This is a genomic window from Mitsuokella apri (genome assembly GCF_051886055.1).
Lineage (GTDB): Bacteria > Bacillota > Negativicutes > Selenomonadales > Selenomonadaceae > Mitsuokella.
Genome location: NZ_JBJEXT010000070.1, coordinates 120,350 through 140,015, shown reverse-complemented (window position 1 = coordinate 140,015; position 19,666 = coordinate 120,350). Strand labels below are relative to the sequence as shown.

Genomic DNA, 19,666 nt, shown 5'->3' with positions numbered 1-19,666 from the left:
ATGGCTGCAACACTCAGAATCCATCGCTTCGTAGAAGGGCGCAAATGGGTGCAGGATTATAAAATCGAAGTCACGAAGGGCATGACGGTGCTCGAAGCCTTGATTGCCATCAAAGAGCATCAGGATCCCTCTCTTTCCTTTACGTGCTCCTGCCGGTCGAGCATCTGCGGCGCCTGTGCCGTGCGCGTCAACGGCAATGCCGAGCTTTCGTGCGAGAAGCTTGTATCGGACCTTTTGGCACGTTATCAGACGGACACGCTCACGATTCAGCCGCTGGGCAATTTCCGCGTCATCCGCGACCTCATCGTCGACTGGGATCCGAAATATGCGCGCATCAAGAAAGTCAAGCCTGTCGTTCATCCGAAGGCAGAATTCAGTCCCGAAGATGGCTGTCGCCAGTCGCCGGCTGATTTTGACAAATACAAGAAATACGCCGGCTGCATCCTCTGCGGCTCGTGCGTCTCGGAATGCAATAAGAACACCTTGAATCAGAAGGATTTCTTAGACCCGTTTGCCTTTGTCAAAGCAGAGCGCATCACGGCGGATTCGCGCGACAAGGACCCCGAAGAACACCTGAAGGCCGTGCTCGATGCCGGCCTCTGGCGCTGCTTCAACTGTCAGGAATGCACGGCCAAATGCCCGAAGGGACTCGACCCGGCCGGTGCCATTGAAAAGCTCAAGGCAGCGACGTTTAAATATCATCTCGATGACAATGTCGGTGCCCGCCACGCCAAGGCGATTTACGACGATATCTCGGAATCCGGCACACTCGATGAGTCGAAGCTCAACATCAAGTCGGAGGGCTTCTTCCTCGCCGGCCTGCGCGCGCCGATGGCCCTGCGTCTCATGCGCGTCGGCAAGATGAATCCGCTCGAAAAACATCCAGTCAACCCGGAAATCAAGACGATTGCGGCCATTGTCAAAGCTGCTGAGAAAGAGGAGGAGTAAGCGATGAAATTTGCATTTTTCCCGGGCTGCGTCCTCAAGGGGGCAGCGGCCGAAGCCTATACCTCTATGCAGAAAGTGTGCGAGGCCATTGATATCGAGCTCGAGGAAATCCCGAACTGGACGTGCTGCGGCGCCTCGCATGCACAGGGCGTCAACGACCTCGCGGCTCTGGCCGTCAATGCGCGCAATATCTCGATTGCCGAGCACATGGGTCTGCCCATCCTCACGGTCTGCAATACCTGCACGCTGCAGCTGCGCACAGCCAAATACCGCCTCGACCACGATAAGGACCTTAAGGACAAAGTCAACGCGATTCTCAAGGAAGCCGGTCATCCTTATGAATATCAGGGCACGAGCGAAATCACGCATTTTCTCTGGGTGCTCGATGACCATCCGGAACTTTTCATGGATAAACTGGCAGGGTCGAAAGGCCTCGATGGCACGAGAGTTGCGGCCTACTATGGCTGCCATATTCTGCGCCCGCAGAACATCATGGGTCATGAGGACGGCAAGTATCCGGAATCCCTCGAACGTCTTGTGCGCCGTCTCGGCGGCAACCCCGTCTGGTTCGATAAAAGCCGCAAATGCTGCGGTTTCCACGCACAGCTGGCCGCGGAGCACGATGTCCTGACGGTCACGGGGCAGATTGTCGACAGTGCGGACCGCGCCCATGCCGAACTCATCGTCACGCCGTGTCCGCTCTGCCAGATGCAGCTTGATATGTATGAGCCGGAAGGCCGCACGGCTGTGCAGTCGCAGGCCTATCTGCCTGTTCTGCACCTGCAGCAGCTCGTCGGTCTCGCTCTTGGCATGAGCAAGAAGGACATCGGCTTTGACCGCCATGTCTCGGCTCAGGAAAAATTGAAACTCGGCTGAGTATAAAGAAACAAGCATATAAAAGAAGGCAAGTTCCAAAGGTTTCAGGAACTTGCCTTCTTTATAATATATGATATTCGTCTTTTCGATTTGCTTATTTTTCAAGCAGCAGGCCAACGCGTTTTTTGACTTTCGTCAGCGTCTTGTTGGCGATATAAGTTGCGCGTTCGGCGCCTTTTCTCATCTCTTCTTCGAGGTAAGCGCGGTCCTGCATGAGGCGGGCGAAGTCTTCGCGGATTGGGCGGAGCTCATCTGCTACGGCCTGACCGACGGCAGCTTTGAAGTCGCCGTATCCCTTGCCGGCAAATTCGGCTTCGATTTCCTCCATGGTTTTGCCCGTGACGGCGGAGTAGATCGTCATGAGGTTGCTGACACCCGGTTTGTTCTCAGCGTCAAAATGGACGCTGGCTTCGCTGTCCGTGACGGCACTCTTGAATTTCTTGAGGATGGTCTTTTCGTCGTCGAGAATGGAAATCGTGGCCTTCGGGTTCGTGTCGGACTTGCTCATCTTGCTCGTCGGGTCCTGCAGGCTCATGACGCGCGCACCGGCCTTCGGGAAGTAGCCTTCCGGCAGCTTGAAGACTTCGCCATACGTGTGATTGAAGCGCGTGGCGACGTCGCGCGTGAACTCAAGATGCTGCGTCTGGTCGGCACCGACTGGAACATAGTCGGCCTGATACAGAAGAATATCGCCGGCCATCAAGGCCGGGTACGTGAAGAGGCCGGCATTGATGTTGTCCGGATGTTTCGCACTCTTATCCTTGAACTGCGTCATGCGCGAGAGCTCGCCGAACTGGGAGCAGCAGTCCATGATCCAGCCCATCTCGGCATGGCATTTATTGTGGCTCTGCACGAAGACGAGGCTTTTTTCGGGGTCAATGCCGCAGGCGAGCAGCAGCGCGAAGGCCTCGCGTGTCTGCTGACGGCGCTTGACTGGGTCAATGTGGATGGTCAGGGAATGCAGGTCGGCGATGAAATAATAGCACTGATACTCCTCCTGCATTTTTTTCCAGCTGCGGACAGCGCCGAGGTAATTGCCGAGCGTGAAGACGCCGGTCGGCTGAATGCCTGAGAGGATGATTTTCTTTGCTTCGTTTTCCATGATAAAGCTTCCTTTCAAGAGTTCAAGAGTCAAAAGTTTGCGGTCTGTCAGGAAAACAAAAGTCCCTGACAGTATCAGATTACTGTCAGGGACGAAAATTTCGCGGTGCCACCCTGTTTCATGGCGAAGCCATGCACTTTGCGGAGCACAAACATGCTCCCGGCAACTGACGCGTGCCTTGCGTCACAGCCTACTAATCTTTTAAAGACGTTCAGTGTGCCCTCAGCGATCCATTTGTCAGACTGGATTCCATCCGGCTCTCAGCTTCCCGGACTCTCTGTCGGCCCATATCAGACGTTATCTTCGCTTCAACGGTTTTACATTGCCTATACGATACCACTATCATTTCCCTGTGTCAAGGTGTAAAGCGCAGAGGATAGTTGTCGGAAAATACAAAATGCGTTATGATAGACATATATCACCCTGCATCTGTGGGCAGGGTACCCTGTCTTGCAGGCAGGACAGGCTGGAGAGCGAAAAGAACGGGAGGATGATTTTTATGGAACCATGGCTTTTTTATGCACTGCTTTCAGCAGTCAGCGCAGCCTTTGTCTCGATTTTTGGCAAGGTCGGCCTGCAGGGCATCGACAGCAATGTCGCGACGGCAGTCCGCTCCATCATTATGGCTGTTTTTCTCGTCGGCGTGGTTTTCGTGCAGGGCAATCTCTCACATCTGCCGGATATGCTCAATGATAAGAAGGGACTGCTTTTCGTGGCCCTAAGCGGTATTGCCGGTGCGACGTCGTGGCTGTTTTATTTCCTCGCTTTAAAATACGGCCCCGTATCAAAGGTAGCGCCGATTGACAAACTCAGCGTGGTTTTTGCCGTCATCCTCGCCGTGATTCTGTTCGGCGAGAAAGTCAGCCTCGTACACGGCATTGCCATTGCCATGATTGCGGCAGGCGGCCTGATTTTAGCCATCTGGTAATCAGAAATTGTATTCTTTCTTGATGGCCTTGTAATGCGTGTGCAGGAGGTCGTGGGCTTTGCCCTCGCCCGGCGTGCCGAGGTAATCTTTGTAGAGGGCCTGCAGTACAGGGTTCTCGTGGGACTTGCGCACGGGGAGATTTTTGTCAATCTCGTACAAGGCCTGCATGCGTTTTTTCTTGATGGCGTTGGTCGTGCCGATGGGCTGTCCGCCGCCGCCGATGCAGCCGCCGGGGCAGGCCATGACCTCAATGAAATCGTAAGGGGATACGCCTTTTTTGACCTGTTCCATGAGAATTTCCGCATTGCGCAGGGTGTGGGCAATCGCGATGTGCAGCGTACGGCCGCCAATGTCAAGCGTGCATTCCTTGATGCCCTTAAAACCGCGCGCTTCCTTGAAGTCGAGGCGCTCAAGGGTCTTGCCGGTCAGTTTGTCGCAGACGGTGCGCAGGGCTGCTTCCATGACGCCGCCCGTCGTGCCGAAAATCGCGCCGGCGCCGGAAGCCGTGCCGAGCGGGCTGTCAAAGTCGGTTTCGGGGAGATTCCCGAAGGACAGGCCGACGTATTTGATGAGTTTGATGAGTTCGCGCGTCGTCAGTACAATGTCGACATCCTGCAGGCCGTAACGTCCCAGCTCGGGACGGGCGGCCTCATATTTTTTCGCCGTGCACGGCATGACGGAGACGGTCACGATGTCCTTGACGTCAATGCCGGCGGCTTTTGGATAATACGTCTTGGCGATGGCGCCGAAAATGCTCATCGGCGATTTCGTCGAGGAAAGATGCGGCAGGCAGTCGCTGTAATGTTTCTCGACGTAGCTGACCCAGCCCGGACAGCACGAGGTCATCATCGGCAGGACGCCGCCGTTTTGCAGGCGGTTTAAAAATTCTGTGCCTTCCTCCATGATGGTGAGGTCGGCGCCGAAATTCGTGTCGAAAACTTTGTCGAAGCCCAGAAGATGCAGGGCCGTGACCATCTGCCCCGTGACGATGGCACCGGGCTCCATGTCAAAGGCATCGCCCAAGGAAACGCGCACGGACGGTGCAACCTGCACGATGACGTGTTTTTTCGGGTCCTGCAGGGCATCGAGGACTTTTTCCGTATCGTCTTTCTCGACGAGAGCACCGGTCGGACAGACGAGGCTGCACTGGCCACAGAGAATGCAGTCCGTGGCTTCCATCGGCTTGTTGTAAGCCGTCGTGACGACGATATCGCTGCTGCGTCCGGCATAGGTGAGGGCGGCAAGGCCCTGCACATCCTTGCAGGCGCGGATGCAGCGGCCGCAGCGGATGCATTTAGACGGGTCGCGCACGATGGCCGGATTCGTCACAATGCGCGGCTCTTCCCTGCAGACAGACGGCAGCGGTGAATCCTGAATGTTGAAGCGGCTGCAGAGCCTCTGCAAATCACAGTTCTGATTGCGCGGGCACGAGAGGCAGTCCTTGTGGTGATTGGCAAGCATGAGCTGCAGGATCGCAACCTGCGTATCGCGGACAATCTGCGTGTCCGTATGGACTTCCATGCCCTCCCATACTTCTGTCGAGCAGGCCGCGAGCAGACGGCGCTTGCCGACGACTTCGACGGAGCAGAGACGGCAGCGTGCCTTGATGCGCTGGTCCTCATGATAGCAGAGATGCGGGATGTCGATGCCGAGCTTCTGCGCAGCCTGCATGATTTTTGTTCCCTTCGGCACGGCGAGGGGGATATTGTTGATGGTCAGATGGACCATTTCTTGTTCGTTTTTCTGTGCTTCCGTCATGCGCGTGCGCCTCCAATGTCAAAGATGTCCGGGAATACTTTCATTGCAGAAAGCAGGGAATTCTGTGCTGTTTCGCCGAGGCCGCAGAGCGACGACATGCTCATGACGCGGGCAATCTTGATCATGATGGCGATGTCTTTGCGCGTGGCCGTGCCTTCCGCCAGTTTGTCGAGGATAATCTTGATGTGGAGATTGCCCTCGCGGCACGGCGTACACTGGCCGCAGCTCTCTTCCCAGAAAAATTCCTGGTTCATGCGCAAAAAGTCGAGTACGCTCGTGCGCTCGTCGATGACGAGCATGCCGCCCGAGCCGACCATGACACCGGCCGCGCGCAGATCTTCATAAGTATAAGGTGTGTCGAGAATAGAATCATCGGCAATTTTGCCCGAGGCACCGCCGAACTGGATAAGCCGAATCCTGCGGTCATGCTGGACGCCGCCGGCGAGACCGTAGATGATGTCGCGCACGGTCGTGCCGAACGGGATCTCGAAAACGCCGGGATTGTTGACATTGCCGGCTACGCTGATGAGCTTCGTGCCAATCGACTCGCCCTTGCCGCAGGAGGCATAAAGGCCTTCCTGATCCATTAAAAGATGCGGTACGAGCGAAAGCGTCTCGACGTTGTTGAGGCAGGTCGGACGGGCAAAAACACCGCTGACCTTGATGAAAGGCGGTTTCATGCGCGGCCTGCCTGCCTTGCCTTCAATGGAGCGTATGAGAGCCGTGCCCTCGCCGCAGACATAGGCACCGGCACCGGAGTAAAGATGAATATTGAAGTCGAAACCGCGTCCGAGGATGTTCGTGCCGAGAAAACCGTAATTCTTGGCCTGACGGATAGCATTTAAAAGCAGCGGACGGAAACAGGCGTATTCTGCGCGCATGTAAATATAGCCATCCGTCGCGCCGACGACATAGGCCGCGATGGTCATGGCTTCAATGAGATTAAACGGGTCGTGGTCGATGAGCTCGCGGTCCTTGAACGTCGTCGTCTCGCCTTCATCGGCGTTGCAGATGACGACCTTGCGTTCCCCGCGGACGGCGCGCGCCTGCGACCATTTGCGGCCGAGCGGATATTCGGCCCCGCCGCGTCCCTTTATCTTGACCGAGGTCAAAAGATCCGTGATTTCGTCTGGTTCCATATTCACGGCCTTGCGCAGGGCTTCATAGCCGCCGATGTTCATATAGGAACCAATGGACGAAGTATCGTACTTCCCAAAATTCTTTGTCAGAAAATGAACTGGACTTTCCATAAATCAATCCTCCGTCTCAAGGCAGTGAACGCAGCAGGGCTTCAATTTTTTCCTGCGTGTCGAGGTGGTCGTAGACATGACCGTTGATGCGCACGGCTGGAGCACGGTCGCAGGCCCCGATGCAAGTGACTTTTTCCAGCGTGAAGCGGCCGTCGTAGGTCGTTTCGCCGAGCTTGATATCGAGGAGGCGTTCCAGCGTCGAAATCAGGCGATGGGAATCGACGACATTGACACGGCAGGCCGGCGAGCAGCAGACCTGGATTGGATATTTGGCACGCGGCACAGGGGAGAGTTCGCTGTAGAACTTCAAACAGTCAAAGATATTGGTCACGCGCATCTTGAGCCGGTCCGCGATGTAATAAGCCGTGGGCTCCGGCACATAATGGCGGTCGTTGAGCCCCTGAACGTCGAGCAGAATGCCGACAATCTGAGTCGGGTCGTAATCATGTGACTCGAGCACGAGATCGATGCGTTCCTGCAGCTCGCTGGGCAGAGGATATTCCTTCGTAAGGGAAGTCAGCATAGAGAAACCTCCTAAGATAGATAAGTGGGCAATACACGTAATATCCATATTATAACGTACTTTTATACAAAAATAAATGGAAAGGTATAGTAGATATATACTAGTATGCCTTACAATTTTATGGTATAATATAGTTGCCCGAAGGTGTCTTGTAAATAAGACCTACATTGTGGGGGGATTACTATGGCAATCAAGAACATTGAAATGGACCGTCGTGACAGTGCGAGCTATCGCAAACTTTTGAAACGAGGAGGTTTCCTTTCTGCAAGTTACTTGTCTGTCAGTGGTTTTGACGTGAATCAGCTCAAAAAACTGGCAAAACGCGGTGAACTCGATGCAGTGCGCTGCGCAATCGGCAAATCCATTCGCTGGTATTACCGCGAACAGCAGGCCGAATCCGCTCATCTTCGCGGCTTGGCTTAAAAAGTCCGACTGCCTCATCGGGGAGTCTGTATCTTAAAAGCCAATTTCAGGCAAAGACCGGTCAGCCGGTCTATTTTTTTTCTTTGTGTTTTTGCGGTTTGAGGGGGAAATTTTTTGACCTGGTTCACCATCATCATGATTGGCATCGTGGCAGCGACTCTGTTTACCCTGCTCTTTACGACGCGTTTTCTTTTTGAAGGCAGGACGCTTTGCCGTGTGCGCCTTTGCATGCTGCTTTTCGACGTTCTCGGCATGGGTTGGTTCGTCGGACGGGCCGTGCTGTATCATCTGATTTCCGGGCCGGCTTTTATCATTGAGACCATCATCATCGGCTTCATGACGCAGATTATCTGCACGGTCTTTGTGCTGTTGGCTGTAATTCTGCGCTTTGTCTGGCGCAGGATGATGGCTGTGCCGGTGAATGAGAGCCGGCGCCGCCTGCTCGTCCATGCCTCTGTTTATCCCGCGGCTGCCTTGGGACTGAGTCTCTATGGCGGTCTTTGGGAGCGTCAGGCCGTTGTGGAGCGGGAGTTCACGATTCCGGTCAAGGGACTCGGCGCAGGAGACGGCTACCGTCTCGCGCAGCTCAGTGATATTCATCTCGGCAGTTTTTTCTCTGTGGCAGAGCTTGACCAGCTCCTTGCCAAAGTTGCAGCCCGAAGGCCCGATTTGCTGGCCGTCACCGGTGACCTTTTTGACGATGTCACGCAGAATGAAGAAGCAGCCCAAGTCCTCGACAAATACGCAGGGGCGTTCCCCGACGGCATCTGGTTTTGTTTTGGCAATCACGAGCATTTTCGCGGCATCCGCACGATCCGTCAGTATCTCGCGAAAACGCGCGTGCAGGTGCTCTGCAACGAAAGCCGCAAAGTGCCGGGCAAAAATCTCTGGTTTGTCGGCGTTGACTACCCGATGGACCGCGAACATTTCGCTGCAGAGCGCAAGTCCTATATGGAAGAAGCCTGCGGGAACCTGCCTCAAAATGTGCCGACCATCCTTCTCGGCCATCATCCCGAATGCATCGACGACGGCGCGGAAAAAGGCATTGCCCTGACCCTCACCGGCCATACCCACGGCAGCCAGATTGGCATCTTCGGAAAGCCTCTTTTTCCCGTCTTCAAATACACGCGCGGCATGGTCAAAATCGGGGATTCCTACGGCTACGTCCACAGCGGCAACGGCAGCTGGTTCCCCTTCCGCCTCGGCTGTCCGCCGGAGATTGCGTATTTCACCTTGAAAAATGCATAAATCTGCAGCAGCGGCTCTCTTTACGGAGAGCTTTTTTATTGTCAAGACAGCTGACTTGTGCCATACTAAAGAAAATATCGACTATTGCTTGGTTGGGTTAGATGGGAGAGATAAAAATGCGCAAGGTTATTGTCGTGATTGATATGCAGAATGATTTTATCGATGGTGCCCTCGGCACGAAGGAGGCTCAGGCGATGCTGCCGCGGCTGGTGGCGAAGCTTGAAAAAGAGAAGGATGCTGTGCTGGTGTTCACGCAGGATACGCATGGCAAGGATTATATGGAGACGCAGGAAGGGAAGAATCTGCCGGTGCCGCACTGCATCAAGCCGGAAAAGGGCTGGGAGATTGCGCCGTCGTTGCAGGTTTTTGCGAAGGAAGCTGCGGCCATCGTCGAAAAGCCGGCGTTTGGCTCCATGGAACTGCCGAATGTCGTGGCAAGACTCCATCCGGACGAGGTGGAATTTGTCGGACTCTGCACGGATATCTGCGTCATCTCGAATGCGATGATCCTCAAGGCTGCTTTTCCGGAGCTGCCCGTGTCTGTCGACGCCGACTGCTGTGCCGGCGTGACGCCCGAGAGTCACGAGAATGCTCTGCAGGCCATGAAGATGTGCCAGATTGCCATCCATTGAATCTATGACATTATATGATGTTCTGCTCTGAAGAAGGATTTTTAAAAAATTTAGCGAACTCTAACCTATCATATTAATTTCATTACACCGGTCATTAATATGATGGCTGATCATTTGCTATGGATCCATCGGGGAGGAATCATCATGAAGAAGTGCATTCATTGTCAAGCAGTCATTCCGGATGAAGCAGAATTTTGCCCGGAATGCGGTACGAAACAGCCTGTTATGCAAAATCCGGCACAGCCGGCAGCTCCTATGACAAATCAGGGGGCTAATATGACTATGCCGCAGGGGCAGCCAAATGCAGGGCAGAACAATGCCTATGCACAGGCTGCCCAGTCTTTTGTGCAGAGCGGCGCAGATACGGCACAGCAGATGTCGCAGAAATTCTTTGCCCGCGTCGGGAATATGATGCGGTGGGAGAAGATTGCTTACATCGGACTCGGCATGATTGCCATTTCGGTTCTGCTGCCCCTCATCAGCATCAGCATCATTTCCTGCCTGACGAGCATGGTCAACATCAGTCAGCTTATGACGTTTGCGGTTTTGGCATTCTGCTGTCTGGCAGGTTATTATGTCAGCGAGGAGAAGTATAATATTCCACTTTCTATCAATATTGGCCTGCTCGTGACATTTGCTGTTATTTACTGCAAACTGCATTTTGCCATAGTCGATTTCTTTGATAAGACGAAAAAAGGGGCACAGGCAGCGTCTCAGATGACGGGTGGACTCGATTTCGGCCTGGGAGCGAATTTTGTTCAGGAGTTTGCCGATAAAATTGTCGGACTGGGCATTGGCGTGTATTTTCTGTTGGCAGGTGCCTTTATTGTCATTATTGCCTGTGCGGCCTGCCGGCTTTCGCGCAAGAATCTGCCAGTCAATATTGGCTTCATCTGCACGGAAGCGAAAGATGCCATGCTGGAGCCGGCTGTCATGGGGAATCAGCGGATTCCGGCGTTCATTCTGACCATTCTCGTTGTCGGTGTGCTTCTCTTCATAGCGATGAATATCGAAGTCTTTGGCTTCCGCATTTCCAGCCTGCTTTAAGGGGAATCTTGAGGGAAGAGGCCGAGAATTGTCAATCCTGACACGGGGAGGAAAATATTTTGTCCGATAGCAAACAATGGACGTGCCCAAATTGCGGCACGGTGAATTCAAGTAAGTTCTGTACGAAATGCGGCATGAAAAATCCGTCGATGAAGGCAGATGAGCCGTCTGTATGGATTTGTCCGCAATGCGGTGCACAAAACAAAGGAAAATTCTGCATCAAATGCGGGCAGCCAAAAAAATCTTCTGTCATGCAAACAGCGGTGGAGCAGACACAAATAATCCCGCCGGTGCAGAGCACACAGGGGCCATCTGCTCCTGTTTCGCAGCCGATGAGTGCGGCGGATATAGCAAAAAATATATCGGCACCTTCTGCAGGCGCACCGTCTGCTTCGCATATGAAGCAGAAACAGGCCCTGCTGATTGCCGTTATCCTCATTCTGGCCGGAGTTCTTGGCTATTTTGGCTACCGCGAATTCTTTGCGGACAATGGGACGGGCTATCAGCCTGTGGCCAAACAGTCGGCAGCTAAGGAAGATGCGCCGGCGCGGGAGATGAAGACGGATCTTTCGCTTGGCGGACTCGACCTTGGCGATGATACCAGTGCCATCTCAGAAGTGGAGAAATCTGCGGAAAAGAAGGATCCGCACCAAGAGGGTTCGATGCTGCGCCATTACTACGATAACATGGAAATCGTTGAGGAAAATGGCAAGATTACGGCGCTTGTCTCGCAGGATGACAGTGTTTCAACCAAACGCGGACTTCATCAGGGCTCGACCTTGGACGAAGTGCAGAAAGCCTATGGCACGGATACGTTCTCGAAATCGGATGATGGAGAGGGCCGCACGCTTTATGAATATAAATTCACGGGGCTGGATGGCCGTATCGGCTTATTGCGTTTTGCTGTGAAGGACAATAAAGTGGATTATATCAGCGTGCGCACATATGAAGGCGCGCAGCAGCCTGCTGGTGTAAAAGCACCGAATCAGGCAAATGCGTCAAACGATACGGAAAGTGCCAAGGGGACGCTGCGGAATTTTCACAGTGCAATCTCCTCGAAAAATCTCAGCGCCGCCTGGAATCTCATGACGCCGGAACAGCAGAATCGGATGGGCGGTTACGATTCGTTCCGCAATGGCTACAGCACGACGCTTTCCAGCACAGTCTCGAATATTTCGGTCGCGTCATCCTCAAGCGATAAGGTAGTCTTGAACTATACGCTGACCGCCCGTGACCGTGCAGACGGCGGCAAAGTCAAGGTACAGAATTTCAATGGCACTGCCACGCTTGTCAAGCAGGATGGCGGTTGGAAAATTGCCTATACGGAGTCGACTAAGACAGGCGAGCATATGCAGTGACGGAAGGGAAGGATATGATGGAAAAGTCGGCCAATACGATGAAAATTCTCGTTGGCATTATCCTCGTACTTGTTCTGGCACTGGCAGGGTTCTTTGTCTTTACCCAGTATGAGCAGCATGTTTATGTCAAACAGGCTGTTTATACGGAAGAAGTTGCCAGCGATGCGCGGGACGTTGCGCTTGGCGTGAAAGACTTGCATGGCGGCCCGGAAAGTGCAGCGGCAAAGGACCTGCTTGGTAAAATCGACGCGGTACAGGGAAACCTGAAAAAGACAGCGGGAGACCTCAAAACGGCGCGTCCAGGCAGCAAGTACCGTACGGCTAATGCAGATTTATTGGAAGCGGTGCTTTTGGAAGGGAATATCCTCGATGATGTTGAAAATATCATTAAGAATCCGTTGGACAAGGATACGAATGCGGCCATTGCGCGTGTGAAGGAAAATGTGGCGGAGCTTAAAGACCGCGGCAGCAGCATTGCGATTGAGAAAACGGATTTTGCTTCTGCGTTCAATCTCGATGGCCTCGATACGATGCTGACATCATACGTTCAGCAGCAGCGTTCGTCATCAAGGACGGTCAAAGCAGCCGCAGCTAAGTCAGCTGATACACAGAAGCAATCGTTAGTGGCAAATTTCAAGGCGCGCTTGCAGGGAACATGGGGAAAACCGCGCACGGATATCATTACGTCGTATGATTCGGTAGGTGAGGTTGTACCAAATGAACCGGGACCAGGGTCCAACCAGGAGCCTTATAAACGGTATCCGTTCCGTTCCATTGAAAACGTGACGTACGACAGCAACAGTGATACGTATACGGCAGATGTTACGTATACAGATGGACAGGTGGTTCACATCGTCATCCGCGGCAATGAATCCCTTTTGCTGAATGGTTCGGTATATCAGCGCAGCTCTGGCACAGCACTTTCCAGCCGCCATGCTGTAGTTGACCAATGAAGAAGATATTTTAAGATTTTCTGGCAGGAAATATCGGATTTGTCAGATTTGTCCATAGCCAGCAGAATCCGATTGATGATATGATGGAGAAAAGGAGGGATTTTTATGTTCGATGTTCAGAAGCAGTTTTCATTGGAAGGAAAAGTCGCTCTTGTCACGGGCGCGGCTTATGGCATTGGCTACGCGATTGCCAAGGCCTATGCGGATGCCGGCGCGAAAATCGCGTTCAACTGCCGCAGTCAGGCGCATATGGACAAGGCCCTGGCCATGTACAAGGCGGACGGCATTGAGGCACTTGGCTATATCTGCGATGTGACGCACGAAGAGGATGTGCAGAAGATGGTCGCGGACATTGAGGAGAAACTCGGCACGATTGATATTCTCGTCAATAATGCGGGCATCATTAAGCGCATTCCGATGGTTGAGATGAAGGCGGAGGAATTTCGTCAGGTCATCGATATTGACCTTACTGCGCCGTTCATCGTGGCGAAGGCTGTGCTGCCCGGCATGATCAAGAAGGGCCACGGCAAAATCATCAATGTCTGCTCGATGCTCAGCGAGCTCGGCAGGGAGACGGTGTCCGCCTATACGGCAGCGAAAGGCGGTCTCAAGATGCTGACGAAGAACATCGCCTCGGAATACGGCGCCATGAATATCCAATGCAACGGCATTGGGCCTGGGTATATCGCGACGCCGCAGACCGCACCTCTGCGTACGCCGGGGAATCCCTTCAACGATTTTATCCTCGCGAAGACGCCGATGCAGCGCTGGGGCACGCCGGAAGACCTCATGGGGCCGGCCGTATTTCTCGCTGCGGATGCCTCAAATTTTGTCAATGGCCATATCCTCTATGTCGATGGCGGCATCCTGGCATATCTTGGCCGCAAGCCTTGAAAAATAAAGCTAAAGCACATAAAAAGACGGAAGCACGTGGGGGGTGCTTCCGTCTTTTTATGTGGCTTTATGTGATTAGTGAGCGCTGCCGAGCAGAATCAGGCGGATGCCGAGGGCGAACATCGCAAGCGATAGCAGCATGAGGATGACTTTGGACTTTGTCTTCTTGGAAATCTTAGCGCCGATCTGTGCACCGACGGCTGCGCCAATCGAAATGCAGATGGCAGGGACCCAGATGATGTGGTTGAGCATGAAATGGCTGATGACACCGAAGGCTGAGGAGCAGGCGAGGACGAAATGGCTTGTGGCCGTCGCGACGTGGACAGGGAAGCCGAGCAGGTAAATCATCAGCGGCACATGGATGACGCCGCCGCCGATGCCGAAGATGCTCGAGATGAAGCCAACACCAAGGCTCGCGACGATACCGAGCGTGCGGTTGTAATGGAAGTCCTTTGGCAGTTCCATGATATTCGAAACAGGCTTGTGTGTGGAATTCCAGTACATGATGATGGACATCAGCAGCAGGAAAATGCCGAAGTAGAGGTCGAGCATCGTCGTGCTGAATTTATTGACAATCCATGAACCGAGTACGGCGCCAGGCAGGGTCGCGATGGCGAAGGGAATTGCCGCACTGAAGAGCACGCGTTTCTGGCGGATATAAGCGAGCGTGCCGCTCATGGCATTGGCCATGACGACGACGAGCGAGGTGCCGGCAATCTGTGCGGCTGTGTGGAAGTACGGGTAAACGCCGCCATCCGAGAGAAACAGGATGAAGATTGGTACGCAGATGAGGCCGCCGCCGATGCCGACGAGCGTGCCAAATGTCCCGACGCCGAGGCCCAGTATCAGGAAGAACAGGATATCCATGTGAGAAAAGACCTTCTTTCTTTGTTTGGCAAATAACAAATAATATAAGAACGTGTTCATTATATCATAGAATGGGCAGCTGCGTAGGACGAAAAAGATATTGCGTGCATAGGAAACGCCTATAAAACGATACGAGCTCTTTTTGCCTGCACCTCTGTTCGATTTCTTTGCCTTTCAGCAGGGATTTTTCCTTTGGAGAGCGAATTCTTCCTTATATAATCCATAAGAAAGAGAGGCTGGTTGTCATGAAACGCTTTATGGATGAAGATTTTTTGTTGCACTCAGAGTTTGCTGAAGATTTGTACCATGACTATGCAGAACATCTGCCGATTATCGATTACCACACACATATTCCCGTGCGGGATATTGCGGAAAACCGTGTCTACCGCAATCTGACGGAGGTCCTCGTCGATAATCCCGTGGCACGCCGCCTCATGCGGGCGAATGGTGTGCCGGAAAAATTTATCACGGGCGGCGAGGCGCCGGCGCGCGAACGCTTCCAGTATTTTGCCGAAGCTCTCGCAAAAGCCGCGGGCAACCCTATCTATACGTGGGTGCACCTCGTGCTCAAACGCATTTTCGACTGCCATTATGTGCTGAATGGCGAGACGGCCGACGATGTTTGGTCTTATTGCGAAGAGAAATTTGCCGATGAGACTGTGACAGTGCGTTCCCTTTTGGAACAGGGACATGTTGAGGCCGTCTTTACGGCAGACCATCCCGAGGACAATCTCAAATGGCACCGCCAGCTGCAGGAAGAGGGGTATCCCATCAAGGTCCTGCCGGTGTTCCATCCGGACGCTGCTTTAGACCTTGCCAATCCGGAATGGGGCAACTACATGCTCTACGACCTCGGCCGGGCCGCTGATGTTGATATCTCAACGATGGGCGAGGTGCGCGAGGCTCTTGCGAAACGCATCGCCTATTTTGACAGCATGGGCTGCCGTACAGCCGACCATGCGCTGCCGCGGATTGTTTACCGCGAGGCCGAGGAGTATGAGCTCGATGATATCGTCGGCCGCGTCATTAACAGCAAGGGCGAGCCGACCGAGGAGGAAATCGAGAAATACCAGACGGCGGTTCTTCGCTTCCTTGGCAAGAAATATGCAGAGCGCGGCTGGGCCATGCAGCTTCATTATGGCATCCTGCGGGACATCAACAGCAAGATGGAAGCAGGCCTCGGCAGCGGCGCGGGCTGCGACTGCATCAGTGCGAGCAGCGATGGCGAGAATCTTGCCAAACTTCTCGACCTGCTTTCGCGCGAAGAAGCCCTGCCTAAAACCATCGTAAGCTCGATGAATCCGACGGACCAAGTCATCATCGGTTCCGTTCTCGGTGCTTTCCAGACAGAAGATGCCGGTCATCTGCAGCTCGGCCCTTCGTGGTGGATTAATCAGACGCCTTTGGGCATCCGTGCACAAGTCGGCTATATGGCAAGTCTCGGCATCATCGGCACGGCCGTAGGCTTCTCGACCGATGCGCGCAGTGCCCTGTTCTGGCCGCGCCATGAATACTACCGCCGCATTCTCTGCGATGCTTTGGCAGGTCTCGTCGAAGAAGGTCTTTACCCAGCGGATAAGGATGCCTTGGGCATGCTGATTAAAGGCGTCTGCTATGAAAATATCAAAAAGTATTTCCGGCTTTGAGGCTGCTGCTGAAAAATAAAAATAATTGGCATAAACATGCAAAAAGGGACTTTGGCAAAACCAAAGTCCCTGACTTTTTCGTGGCGGAGTGGAGAGGATTCGAACCTCCGCACCGGTTACCCAGTCTAACGATTTAGCAAACCGTCCTCTTCAGCCTCTTGAGTACCACTCCATTATGGCGGAGAGGGTGGGATTCGAACCCACGGTGCATTGCTGCATCACCGGTTTTCAAGACCGGCTCCTTAAACCACTCGGACACCTCTCCGCATAAAGAACAGAGTTATTATAACAAAAAAAGACAGTTTCTGTCAAATCGCTTTCCCTGCTTTGCGGCTCCCGTTGCGGTAAAAAATAAGACCTGTTATAATAAGCTAAGGTAAAAATATGACTTACTTGGGAGATGCTGGCAATGAAAATTGCGTTTTTTGATTCGGGGATTGGCGGACTTTCCGTGCTGCATCATGCGATGCGCGTGCTGCCGCATGAACAGTTTGTCTTTTATGCGGATGAGGACCATGTGCCGTATGGCGTCAAGACAAAAGAAGAAGTCCGTGGATTTGTCAAAGAGGCTTTTGATTTTCTCGTGACCTGCGGCGTCAAGGCGATTGTCGTGGCCTGCAATACGGCGACTTCCGTGGCCGTACGCGAAATGCGCCATCTTTATGATATTCCGATTATCGGCATGGAGCCGGCTGCCAAGAAGGCTTTGGACCTTGACGGGGAGCACCGCGTTTTAGTCGCGGCCACGCCGATTACGGTCAAGGGCAAGAAGATGCAGATTCTCATCGAACGCTTTGACAAAGACCATCTTGTGGACCTTCTGCCTCTGCCGCGGCTCGTTGAATTTGCTGAACGCGAGGAATTCAATTCACAGGCTGTTCACGATTACCTGTCGGAGGAACTCGGCCGCTTCGACCTGAGGGAATATTCGGCACTCGTACTTGGCTGTACGCACTTCAATTATTTTAAGGATACCATGCGCGAAATCATGCCGGAGAACATGCATTTTGTCGATGGCAATGAAGGCACAGTGCGCGAGCTCATCCGCCAGCTCAAGGCGCGGGATGGCCTTGAGAATCTGCCGCAGACGGTGGAATACTATTATTCGGGCCGCCGCGTAAAAGATGATGCAGAGCTTGCGCGCATCGGCCGCTACCTCAAACGCCTTGACATGGTTTACGATATTCACTGAGTGCTCCGTTGGCAGGAAGAAGGTCAAAAATCCTGACTTTCCTTGACTTTCGATGGCTTTTGTTCTAGGCTATAGAATGTGCTGCAGGGAAAATGCAAACACGAAATCTGACCGGATTTTAAAGGAGGAATGACCGTGCCAGTCATTACGGAGCATCATGTGAATTTTTATGATACGGATGCTATGGCAGTCGTGCATCATTCAAATTATATCCGCTGGTTTGAGACAGGCCGTGTGGAATATCTGCGCAAGTACGGTATCACACTCGGTGATATGATGAAGGATGGCTACGTATTCCCCATTACGGAGGTGCGCGCCAAATACGTCTCGCCGGGGCATTTTGACGATGTTATCTGCATCGAGACGCGTCCGAAAGCCCTGACGAAGGCCAAAATGGCCTTCCAGTACCGCGTGTTCAATAAGAAGACGGGGGAGCTCATGGTCACGGGCTTTACGCAGAATGTCTTCACGCATATGGAGAGCGGCAGGATCACGCGCCTGCCGGAAAAGTACTATACGAAGCTGCAGCAGGCCATGGCCGATGAGGCTGTTTGGCAGGAGCTGCAGGAAAAAGAGGCAAATAATCCCCACAGGAAATAAAGGACATCCTGTGGGATTTCAAGTTTATAAATTTATCAGGAAAAAGGATAAGAGAATAGTCAGGAGGAATTGACGTGACGGTATTATATGTAATCATTGGCCTGATCGTAGCTGCGGTTATCGTAGCAAAACTTTATCTCTGTGCAGTCGGCAAGGAGAAGGTCGTCGTCAAGACGGATGCTCCTTTTGTCGTAGAATCGCAGACGGACGACGGCATTGTGCTCTCGAAGAAACTGACGTTTGTCAATGAGGGCAAGCAGTGTGCGACGATTATGGATGCTTTTGTGCGTCCGCAGCTGCCGTATGAGCAGTATGACGGCATCGAAGCACGCGGCAAGGCAGAGCGCGAAGGAGAACCGCGCGAGGATGATTACTTTGAAGCTGTACTCATCCAGAAACTCGGTGATCCGAATCATGAGGATAAACTCAATATCTTCGCGAAAGTCAAATTGACGCCGCGCAAAGGCATGACGCTCAAAGAAGCTCTTTCGCATATGGTCGACCTGCCGCTTGATGTCATCTGGATGGAGACGGGCCGTACGCCTTGGCATTACACGAAAGTCCGTTTGACGCTGACGGCCGAAGAGATTGCCAAGCTCGCCGGTGTGGAACTCGTAAAGGACTAAGGGAGGAATTATCATGGCAGAAGCAAAACTCGATCTGATTCCGGTCCCGACGCGCATCCTGACCGAGAAAGACGATATCGTTGACAGCATTGAACGTTATACAAAGGGCAAGATTGGTCCTGACGATCTTCTCTGCACGGCAGAGAGTGTCGTCGCCATCACGCAGGGCCGTTTTGTGCGCCCTGAAGACCTCAAGATTTCCCGCGTAGCTCAGTTCTGCTGCCGTTTCATTCCGGATTACGGCAGCCTTGCCTCGCCGCACGGCATGCAGTCGCTGATGGATGTCGAAGGCAAATGGCGCGTGGCCTTTGCCCTGTTTGCAGGCTTCCTCGGCAAACTTGTCGGCCAGAGCGGCCTTTTCTACAAATGGGGCGGCGAGCAGACGGCCCTCATCGACGATGTCACGGGCACGATGCCGCCGTTCGATAAATGCATCGTCTACGGTCCTAAAAATCCGAATGAGGTCGTCAAGAAAATCCAGCAGCGTCTTGGCTGCTTTGGCGCGATGATCGCGGATGTCAACGACCTCAAGCGTTCCCGCGTGGTCGGTGTCACGGACAAAGTCGACGGACAGATGGCCGCAAAACTGCTTATCGACAATCCGTTCGGCAATGCAAGCCAGAAGACGCCGATCTGCATCATCAAAAATTACAGACAGTATCAGGAGTCGCAGAAATAAGACAGACTGCTTTCCTGCAGGCATAGCCCTGACGAAGCAGAAGAGGTGTGATACCACGAAGATTCGAAGATTCGGGGTAGGGCACCTCTATTTTTTTAGAAAGGAAGTTTTCAGTT

The 19,666-nt window shown here is 53.2% G+C and carries 20 protein-coding genes and 2 tRNA genes; 15 read left to right on the top strand and 7 right to left on the bottom strand.

Going from position 1 to position 19,666, the window contains the following annotated elements:
- Both ACI4OH_RS10755 and ACI4OH_RS10750 read left to right on the top strand, forming a co-directional pair.
- Entirely contained in the window at positions 1–948 is a 948-nt protein-coding gene (locus ACI4OH_RS10755; protein ID WP_439784728.1) for a succinate dehydrogenase/fumarate reductase iron-sulfur subunit, read from the top strand.
- 3 nt (positions 949–951) lie between these two features.
- A complete protein-coding gene (locus ACI4OH_RS10750; RefSeq protein WP_432646167.1) occupies positions 952–1,824 on the top strand; it encodes a CoB--CoM heterodisulfide reductase iron-sulfur subunit B family protein in 873 nt (290 codons plus the stop codon).
- Positions 1,825–1,918: 94 nt separating this feature from the next.
- On the opposite strand, the gene trpS is transcribed toward ACI4OH_RS10750, so the two are convergent.
- On the bottom strand, positions 1,919–2,926 hold the full coding sequence (gene trpS / locus ACI4OH_RS10745) for a tryptophan--tRNA ligase (RefSeq protein ID WP_432646168.1): 1,008 nt from the start codon (positions 2,924–2,926) through the stop codon (positions 1,919–1,921).
- Positions 2,927–3,425: 499 nt separating this feature from the next.
- Here trpS and ACI4OH_RS10740 point away from each other — a divergent pair, with 499 nt between their 5' ends.
- Positions 3,426–3,854 (top strand): EamA family transporter, encoded by a 429-nt coding sequence (locus tag ACI4OH_RS10740; protein ID WP_432646169.1) that lies wholly within the window; start codon positions 3,426–3,428, stop codon positions 3,852–3,854.
- Here the strand turns inward: ACI4OH_RS10740 and ACI4OH_RS10735 are convergent, their stop codons facing one another.
- Genes ACI4OH_RS10735 through ACI4OH_RS10725 form a run of 3 tightly spaced genes read right to left on the bottom strand, consistent with a single transcriptional unit; the run spans position 3,855 to position 7,385 of the window.
- Positions 3,855–5,612: an NADH-dependent [FeFe] hydrogenase, group A6 gene (locus ACI4OH_RS10735; RefSeq protein ID WP_432646170.1), complete on the bottom strand. Its 1,758-nt coding sequence runs from the start codon at positions 5,610–5,612 to the stop codon at positions 3,855–3,857.
- Positions 5,609–6,862: a complex I 51 kDa subunit family protein gene (locus tag ACI4OH_RS10730; protein WP_432646171.1), complete on the bottom strand. Its 1,254-nt coding sequence runs from the start codon at positions 6,860–6,862 to the stop codon at positions 5,609–5,611. The genes ACI4OH_RS10735 and ACI4OH_RS10730 overlap by 4 nt, the downstream gene beginning before the upstream one ends.
- 16 nt (positions 6,863–6,878) lie before the next feature.
- On the bottom strand, positions 6,879–7,385 hold the full coding sequence (locus ACI4OH_RS10725) for an NADH-quinone oxidoreductase subunit NuoE family protein (protein ID WP_432646172.1): 507 nt from the start codon (positions 7,383–7,385) through the stop codon (positions 6,879–6,881).
- 183 nt (positions 7,386–7,568) lie between these two features.
- Between ACI4OH_RS10725 and ACI4OH_RS10720 the strand changes: the two genes are divergently transcribed.
- From ACI4OH_RS10720 to ACI4OH_RS10690, 7 genes are all read left to right on the top strand, one after another.
- Positions 7,569–7,808, top strand: a complete 240-nt coding sequence (locus ACI4OH_RS10720) for a hypothetical protein (protein WP_432646173.1) — start codon at positions 7,569–7,571, stop codon at positions 7,806–7,808.
- Between the two features lie 114 nt (positions 7,809–7,922).
- A complete protein-coding gene (locus ACI4OH_RS10715) occupies positions 7,923–9,056 on the top strand; it encodes a metallophosphoesterase (protein WP_432646174.1) in 1,134 nt (377 codons plus the stop codon).
- A 116-nt stretch (positions 9,057–9,172) separates the two neighbouring features.
- Positions 9,173–9,688: a cysteine hydrolase family protein gene (locus ACI4OH_RS10710; protein WP_432646175.1), complete on the top strand. Its 516-nt coding sequence runs from the start codon at positions 9,173–9,175 to the stop codon at positions 9,686–9,688.
- A 144-nt stretch (positions 9,689–9,832) separates the two neighbouring features.
- A complete protein-coding gene (locus ACI4OH_RS10705; RefSeq protein ID WP_435720905.1) occupies positions 9,833–10,735 on the top strand; it encodes a zinc ribbon domain-containing protein in 903 nt (300 codons plus the stop codon).
- A gap of 59 nt (positions 10,736–10,794) precedes the next feature.
- Positions 10,795–12,093: a zinc ribbon domain-containing protein gene (locus ACI4OH_RS10700; protein ID WP_435720904.1), complete on the top strand. Its 1,299-nt coding sequence runs from the start codon at positions 10,795–10,797 to the stop codon at positions 12,091–12,093.
- Positions 12,094–12,107: 14 nt separating this feature from the next.
- Positions 12,108–13,046, top strand: a complete 939-nt coding sequence (locus tag ACI4OH_RS10695; protein ID WP_435720903.1) for a hypothetical protein — start codon at positions 12,108–12,110, stop codon at positions 13,044–13,046.
- Positions 13,047–13,151: 105 nt separating this feature from the next.
- Positions 13,152–13,940, top strand: a complete 789-nt coding sequence (locus ACI4OH_RS10690; RefSeq protein ID WP_432646179.1) for a gluconate 5-dehydrogenase — start codon at positions 13,152–13,154, stop codon at positions 13,938–13,940.
- A 75-nt stretch (positions 13,941–14,015) separates the two neighbouring features.
- On the opposite strand, the gene ACI4OH_RS10685 is transcribed toward ACI4OH_RS10690, so the two are convergent.
- Positions 14,016–14,807 carry a sulfite exporter TauE/SafE family protein gene (locus ACI4OH_RS10685; RefSeq protein ID WP_432646180.1) on the bottom strand — a complete coding sequence of 264 codons (792 nt, stop codon included), beginning with the start codon at positions 14,805–14,807 and terminating at the stop codon, positions 14,016–14,018.
- A 245-nt stretch (positions 14,808–15,052) separates the two neighbouring features.
- Between ACI4OH_RS10685 and uxaC the strand changes: the two genes are divergently transcribed.
- On the top strand, positions 15,053–16,453 hold the full coding sequence (gene uxaC, locus ACI4OH_RS10680; protein WP_432646181.1) for a glucuronate isomerase: 1,401 nt from the start codon (positions 15,053–15,055) through the stop codon (positions 16,451–16,453).
- Positions 16,454–16,534: 81 nt separating this feature from the next.
- Here uxaC and ACI4OH_RS10675 read toward each other — a convergent pair.
- Positions 16,535–16,625: transfer RNA gene (locus ACI4OH_RS10675), tRNA-Ser, on the bottom strand.
- Between the two features lie 4 nt (positions 16,626–16,629).
- Positions 16,630–16,718: transfer RNA gene (locus ACI4OH_RS10670), tRNA-Ser, on the bottom strand.
- 144 nt (positions 16,719–16,862) lie between these two features.
- On the opposite strand from ACI4OH_RS10670, the gene murI reads away from it, so the two are divergent.
- The 4 genes from murI to ACI4OH_RS10650 all read left to right on the top strand — a co-directional run bounded on the left by murI (position 16,863) and on the right by ACI4OH_RS10650 (position 19,550).
- Positions 16,863–17,645 carry a glutamate racemase gene (gene murI / locus ACI4OH_RS10665; protein WP_435720902.1) on the top strand — a complete coding sequence of 261 codons (783 nt, stop codon included), beginning with the start codon at positions 16,863–16,865 and terminating at the stop codon, positions 17,643–17,645.
- A gap of 135 nt (positions 17,646–17,780) precedes the next feature.
- Positions 17,781–18,245, top strand: coding sequence for an acyl-CoA thioesterase (locus ACI4OH_RS10660; protein WP_432646183.1), 465 nt, complete (start codon positions 17,781–17,783; stop codon positions 18,243–18,245).
- A gap of 74 nt (positions 18,246–18,319) precedes the next feature.
- A complete protein-coding gene (locus tag ACI4OH_RS10655) occupies positions 18,320–18,871 on the top strand; it encodes a hypothetical protein (protein ID WP_432646184.1) in 552 nt (183 codons plus the stop codon).
- A 13-nt stretch (positions 18,872–18,884) separates the two neighbouring features.
- Positions 18,885–19,550, top strand: coding sequence for a F420-0:Gamma-glutamyl ligase (locus ACI4OH_RS10650; RefSeq protein ID WP_432646185.1), 666 nt, complete (start codon positions 18,885–18,887; stop codon positions 19,548–19,550).
- The last annotated feature ends 116 nt before the right edge of the window (positions 19,551–19,666 follow it).

What these genes read in the sequence shown, in the direction of transcription:
- trpS (WP_432646168.1), bottom strand. Translation starts at nt 2,926, where the DNA reads ATGGAAAACGAAGCAAAGAAAATCATCCTCTCAGGCATTCAGCCGACC.
- ACI4OH_RS10730 (WP_432646171.1), bottom strand. Translation starts at nt 6,862, where the DNA reads ATGGAAAGTCCAGTTCATTTTCTGACAAAGAATTTTGGGAAGTACGAT.
- ACI4OH_RS10650 (WP_432646185.1), top strand. Translation starts at nt 18,885, where the DNA reads ATGGCAGAAGCAAAACTCGATCTGATTCCGGTCCCGACGCGCATCCTG.
- ACI4OH_RS10705 (WP_435720905.1), top strand. Translation starts at nt 9,833, where the DNA reads ATGAAGAAGTGCATTCATTGTCAAGCAGTCATTCCGGATGAAGCAGAA.
- ACI4OH_RS10690 (WP_432646179.1), top strand. Translation starts at nt 13,152, where the DNA reads ATGTTCGATGTTCAGAAGCAGTTTTCATTGGAAGGAAAAGTCGCTCTT.
- ACI4OH_RS10685 (WP_432646180.1), bottom strand. Translation starts at nt 14,807, where the DNA reads ATGGATATCCTGTTCTTCCTGATACTGGGCCTCGGCGTCGGGACATTT.
- ACI4OH_RS10725 (WP_432646172.1), bottom strand. Translation starts at nt 7,385, where the DNA reads ATGCTGACTTCCCTTACGAAGGAATATCCTCTGCCCAGCGAGCTGCAG.
- ACI4OH_RS10740 (WP_432646169.1), top strand. Translation starts at nt 3,426, where the DNA reads ATGGAACCATGGCTTTTTTATGCACTGCTTTCAGCAGTCAGCGCAGCC.
- ACI4OH_RS10755 (WP_439784728.1), top strand. Translation starts at nt 1, where the DNA reads ATGGCTGCAACACTCAGAATCCATCGCTTCGTAGAAGGGCGCAAATGG.
- ACI4OH_RS10750 (WP_432646167.1), top strand. Translation starts at nt 952, where the DNA reads ATGAAATTTGCATTTTTCCCGGGCTGCGTCCTCAAGGGGGCAGCGGCC.
- ACI4OH_RS10735 (WP_432646170.1), bottom strand. Translation starts at nt 5,612, where the DNA reads ATGACGGAAGCACAGAAAAACGAACAAGAAATGGTCCATCTGACCATC.
- murI (WP_435720902.1), top strand. Translation starts at nt 16,863, where the DNA reads ATGAAAATTGCGTTTTTTGATTCGGGGATTGGCGGACTTTCCGTGCTG.
- uxaC (WP_432646181.1), top strand. Translation starts at nt 15,053, where the DNA reads ATGAAACGCTTTATGGATGAAGATTTTTTGTTGCACTCAGAGTTTGCT.
- ACI4OH_RS10720 (WP_432646173.1), top strand. Translation starts at nt 7,569, where the DNA reads ATGGCAATCAAGAACATTGAAATGGACCGTCGTGACAGTGCGAGCTAT.
- ACI4OH_RS10695 (WP_435720903.1), top strand. Translation starts at nt 12,108, where the DNA reads ATGATGGAAAAGTCGGCCAATACGATGAAAATTCTCGTTGGCATTATC.
- ACI4OH_RS10710 (WP_432646175.1), top strand. Translation starts at nt 9,173, where the DNA reads ATGCGCAAGGTTATTGTCGTGATTGATATGCAGAATGATTTTATCGAT.